Genomic DNA, 4,608 nt, shown 5'->3' on the forward strand with positions numbered 1-4,608 from the left:
CTCGCCGATCGCTTAGTTGCAACTCAACTTTTGCCCCGATATAGCACCTGGTTCCCTATGTGCACCTTGCCCTCATCTTTCGTACAAGATTCTCATCAGCAGGGGTTGGTGGTAGGGGTTACGCATTGGAAGAGTTCGTGTGGCATTCATAAGAGCATCCATGGGGAAAGGACCTCGTCAGGATTCCTTTTTTGGGGGCGTCGAGGTACCCCGAAGGGCTTCCATGACCTAATAACCCAGCCTTCCCCCTCTCTGGTATGCGAAGCGTACCTGCGAGGAGAAGGTTGGGTAGAGAGATAGATGGTAACCGACTACCCCGAAGGGGTTGCATATCCACATTGACATATGTAAGTGCAACCCCTTCGGGGTATTCTCTTGATTATCTCGGGTGCTCCGACCTGTCCAATATGGGATCCCACAAATGTCACTCACACTTCCTTTCTAATACTTAACCACGGCTCCGTTGCTGATTCCTTGCTTAGGGGTCGTGCTTTTTTGGTATATTGCGGTTTGAATTGATCAAATCACTTTTCTATACCAGAAAATGGAGAAAAACGTTTACGACGTTATTATTATAGGTGCCGGCCTTGCTGGCCTCAATACCGCCTACCACCTGTCGAAGGAGAGGAGGGTAGCCCTCTTCTCATCGGCCACTTTGGAGGATAGCAATTCCTACTTTGCTCAGGGCGGTATGGCGGCGGTCACCTCCTCTAGCGATAGTCCTAGAGAGCACTATGAAGATACCATGGTGGCGGGGGCGGGTCTTTGCGACCCCGAAGCGGTCCGTGTGCTGACCGAGGAGGCACCCAAGGCGGTGGAGGAGCTGGAGCGGCTCGGGATGCAGTTCGATAGTGTCGATGGGCATCTCGCTTTGGGTCTTGAGGGAGGGCATCATCATCACCGCATTTTACATGCTGGGGGCGATGCCACAGGGCGTCAGATCTCCCGCTTTATGATTTCTAAGGTAAAGGGGGAGCCTGGGATTACCCTCTTTGAACACCATACATTGATGGCGTTGATTGTGGAGGAGCAGCGCTGCTATGGGGCCTGGATATGGGATGCCGAGGCTAGGCAACTGGAGGCGTACTATGCCCACTCTGTGGTATTGGCTACTGGCGGAGCCGCCGCTCTCTATAGACCCACTACCAATCCACCTACCGCATTGGGCGATGGCCTATCGATCGCCTACCAAGCCGGAGCAGTGGTGCGGGATATGGAGTTTATACAGTTTCACCCCACTGCTCTGCACCTCAAGGGTGCCCCCTCCTATCTGATTAGCGAGGCGGTTCGTGGCGAGGGTGCTTATCTGCTCAATCCCGATGGGGAGCGCTTTATGGTCGGTCGACACCCTTTGGCCGAATTGGCACCTCGTGATGTGGTGGCGCGTGAGATCTATAGCGAGATGCAAAAGTACGATGTGGATAGCATCATCCTCTCCCTTCGTCACTTGGATCCCCAGAAGATATACCAGCGCTTCCCCACCATTTCAAAAGAACTACAGAAGTATGGGCTCGACTTAGCCACCGAGATACCGATTGCCCCAGCAGCGCACTACACAGTAGGCGGTGTGCGTGTGGATCTTAATGGACACACCTCTATCGATGGCCTTTATGCCGTAGGAGAGGTCTCCTCAACAGGGCTGATGGGGGCCAATCGACTCGCTAGCAACTCTCTCGTAGAGTGCCTTGTCTACTCCACGAGGATCGCCCGCCATATCGAGGAGTTAGCCGATACACCAATGGTTTTCCCCACTACTATTCAGCCTCCAGTACAGCTTCGTGAAGGCTTTGACGATGAGGTGTGGATGGCAGAAAAGGGACGGAAGATGATGAAGCGCCTAGGCAAGATATTGATGAAGCGAGCGGGTATCGTGCGAAGCTCTAAGCGTCTGCAGAAAGGATTGGCAGAGGTTACAGAGCGACTTTCGGAGTTGGAGGACTTGGCGAAGGAGAGTATCGCCGTGCGGGAGGTGTACAATCACCATCTGGTGGCTCAGCTGATTATGCTTTCGGCAGAGTTTAGGGAGGAGAGCCGTGGGGGACATTATCGCAAGGATTTCCCGGAGACTTTGCCACCAGAGGCGGCCTACCATACAGAGATACAAGAGAATAAGATTACTAAAGTAAAATACCATGAATAGAGAATACTTACTGGACCAATTGATAGATATTGCCATAGAGGAGGATATCTCCACTGGCGACCTCGCAACTAATGCACTGATTGGCAGAGGTGAGCGTGCTACTGCACTTATTACCGCCAAGACTGATGGTGTGATTTCGGGGCTCGCGGTGGCGGAGCGGGTGTTGGAGACCATTTCAACGGAGGAGTACCTCTTTGAGCCTTATCTCCAAGATGGCGATCGTGTGGTAAAGGGCGATAAGATCCTTAAGATTGAGGGCACCTATCGCGACCTCCTCACTAGTGAGCGGTTGATGCTCAACTTCCTACAGCGGATGAGTGGTATTGCGACTGCTACCCGACAAATGGTCGACCTGATTGCTGGCACGAAGGCCCAATTGCTCGATACCCGTAAGACGGTGCCAGGGCATCGGCTGACTGATAAGTTGGCAGTGAAGCATGGGGGCGGTACCAACCACCGTATGGGTCTCTATGATATGGCGATGATCAAGGATAATCATATCAAAGCGGCAGGCGGCATCTCTAAGGCCATCAAGCAGGTGAAGGCAACACTCCCTATCTCGGTAAAGGTAGAGGTGGAGACCACCAATCTGGAGGAGGTACAGGAGGCATTAGAAGGGGGTGCCGACATCATTATGCTGGATAATATGAGCAGCGAGATGATGAAGGAGGCGGTAGCTCTGATTGGCAATAACGCAGCGACGGAAGCCTCTGGAAATATCACCCTCGAGCGGATCCGTGAGGTGGCGGAGACGGGAGTTGATTTTATCAGCGTTGGAGCTTTGACGCATAGTGTCCGTGCCCTAGATATGAGTATGAATTTTGAAGTGAGTAAGTAAAGATGGAGGCTATTATAAAGGAGATCAACCGACTGAAGAAGGAGAAGAATGCTATTATCCTAGGACACTATTATGCCCGACCTGAGGTGCAGAGGGTGGCCGACTACCTGGGCGATTCCTTGGGTCTGTCAAGGGTGGCAGGCGAGACGGATGCCGATATTATCCTCTTTTGTGGGGTGGAGTTTATGGCGGAGACCGCCTCGATTATTTCGCCCGATAAAAAGGTGCTGATCCCAGTGAAGGGGGCTGGCTGTACGCTGGCTCAGTCAATTACAGCAGCGGGGATCCTGACATGGAAGCGGAAGTACCCCGATGGAATTGTGGTGAGCTATGTCAATACCACTGCTGAGGTAAAGGCGGTGACCGATTATTGTGTCACTTCGGCCAATGCCCTTAAGATTGTGAAGCAGTTGCCGGAGGGGCGGCCCATCCTTTTCACTCCCGATAAAAACCTAGGGGAGTACATCAAGATCGCTACAGGGCGGGAGATGGATATCTGGCAAGGGGAGTGCTATGTGCATGATGTGATTACCACGGAGCTAGTAGAGCACTTCCTCGAGAAGTATCCCGATGCAGAGCTCTTGATACACCCTGAGTCGGCAGCATGTAGCAATCGCCAACTCTTGGAGCATCCGAGGGTGATTGTGGGGTCGACTACTAAGATAATGAACCGTCCGTCGGAGAGTAGTTACAAGCAATTCCTGATCGCAACGGAGCCAGATACGCTGGCAGAGCTGACCCGTCTGTATCCCGACCTAGACTTCGTACCGGTGATCCCAGAGCATAGGTGTGAGTATATGAAGCTGACAACACTGGAGAATATCCATGATGCCCTCCTCCACGAGCAGTATGAGGTGAAGGTGCCGGAGGAGCTGAGGGAGAAGGCGATAGTACCTATTGATCGGATGCTGGAGCTCTCCTAATGGCTTGGGTGCGATGAAGCTCAATGCTGAGTTACATCTACGGGAGTTGAATGGGCAGAAGATCGGGGTGATCATGACGCCCCTTGGGCTCGATTATACCAAGGTATTGGAGCTTAATGAGAGTGCCGCCTATCTAATAGAGGAGACAAAGGACCGCGAGTTTACCGAGGAGGCCTGGATCACCCTCCTACAGCGTCGCTACCAAATCTCCCAAGAAGCGGCCACCAATGATGCCCGCAAGCTCATTGATGCCCTCTCCTCTGCCGGCCTCCTCAGCCACTAATATAATCCCTTGTCGAGGCCCAACTGCAGATGACCAGGGGGGTAATAGGTGCCCATAATAGACGACCCTTGTGGTTGCACTTAGATAAGATAGTGCGACAACAAGGGTCAAATTTTATTCCGTGCCCAATCAAAGCAAAAAATGAGTTGCAACTAAGCAATCGCTGAGATGCAACTAAGCAAATGACGAGTTGCAACAAAGCAATTGCTTAGTTGCATCTCAATTTTCGCCTTTCTAATCCATTGATTTATAACAGGATAGAAGAGGCGTATTTTCGACTTGTCCGATGAGGGCATCCAGAGCACCCGACAGGGTGCCATTCAGCTAGCCCCTCAGTCGGAGGGGCAATAGCCCCGAACGACTGGCGGGAAGAGGTTATGGTATAGTATTCGACCCTTGTGGTCGCACAAGCCGATACGAGTGC

General features: G+C 52.3%; 4 protein-coding genes. All 4 read left to right on the plus strand.

The window, feature by feature from the left end:
- Positions 1-544: 544 nt before the first annotated feature.
- Genes nadB through HMPREF3027_RS04545 form a run of 4 tightly spaced genes read left to right on the plus strand, consistent with a single transcriptional unit; the run spans position 545 to position 4,184 of the window.
- Positions 545-2,140, plus strand: coding sequence for an L-aspartate oxidase (gene nadB / locus HMPREF3027_RS04530; protein ID WP_070707280.1), 1,596 nt, complete (start codon positions 545-547; stop codon positions 2,138-2,140).
- Complete coding sequence (nadC, locus tag HMPREF3027_RS04535) at positions 2,133-2,978, plus strand: carboxylating nicotinate-nucleotide diphosphorylase (protein WP_070707281.1); 846 nt, start codon at positions 2,133-2,135, stop codon at positions 2,976-2,978. The genes nadB and nadC overlap by 8 nt, the downstream gene beginning before the upstream one ends.
- A 2-nt stretch (positions 2,979-2,980) precedes the next feature.
- Positions 2,981-3,901 carry a quinolinate synthase NadA gene (nadA, locus tag HMPREF3027_RS04540; RefSeq protein ID WP_070707282.1) on the plus strand — a complete coding sequence of 307 codons (921 nt, stop codon included), beginning with the start codon at positions 2,981-2,983 and terminating at the stop codon, positions 3,899-3,901.
- Between the two features lie 13 nt (positions 3,902-3,914).
- Positions 3,915-4,184, plus strand: a complete 270-nt coding sequence (locus HMPREF3027_RS04545) for a PqqD family protein (RefSeq protein ID WP_246830527.1) — start codon at positions 3,915-3,917, stop codon at positions 4,182-4,184.
- Positions 4,185-4,608 lie beyond the last annotated feature (424 nt).

It is taken from the genome of Porphyromonas sp. HMSC077F02 (assembly GCF_001815465.1).
GTDB lineage: Bacteria > Bacteroidota > Bacteroidia > Bacteroidales > Porphyromonadaceae > Porphyromonas_A > Porphyromonas_A somerae.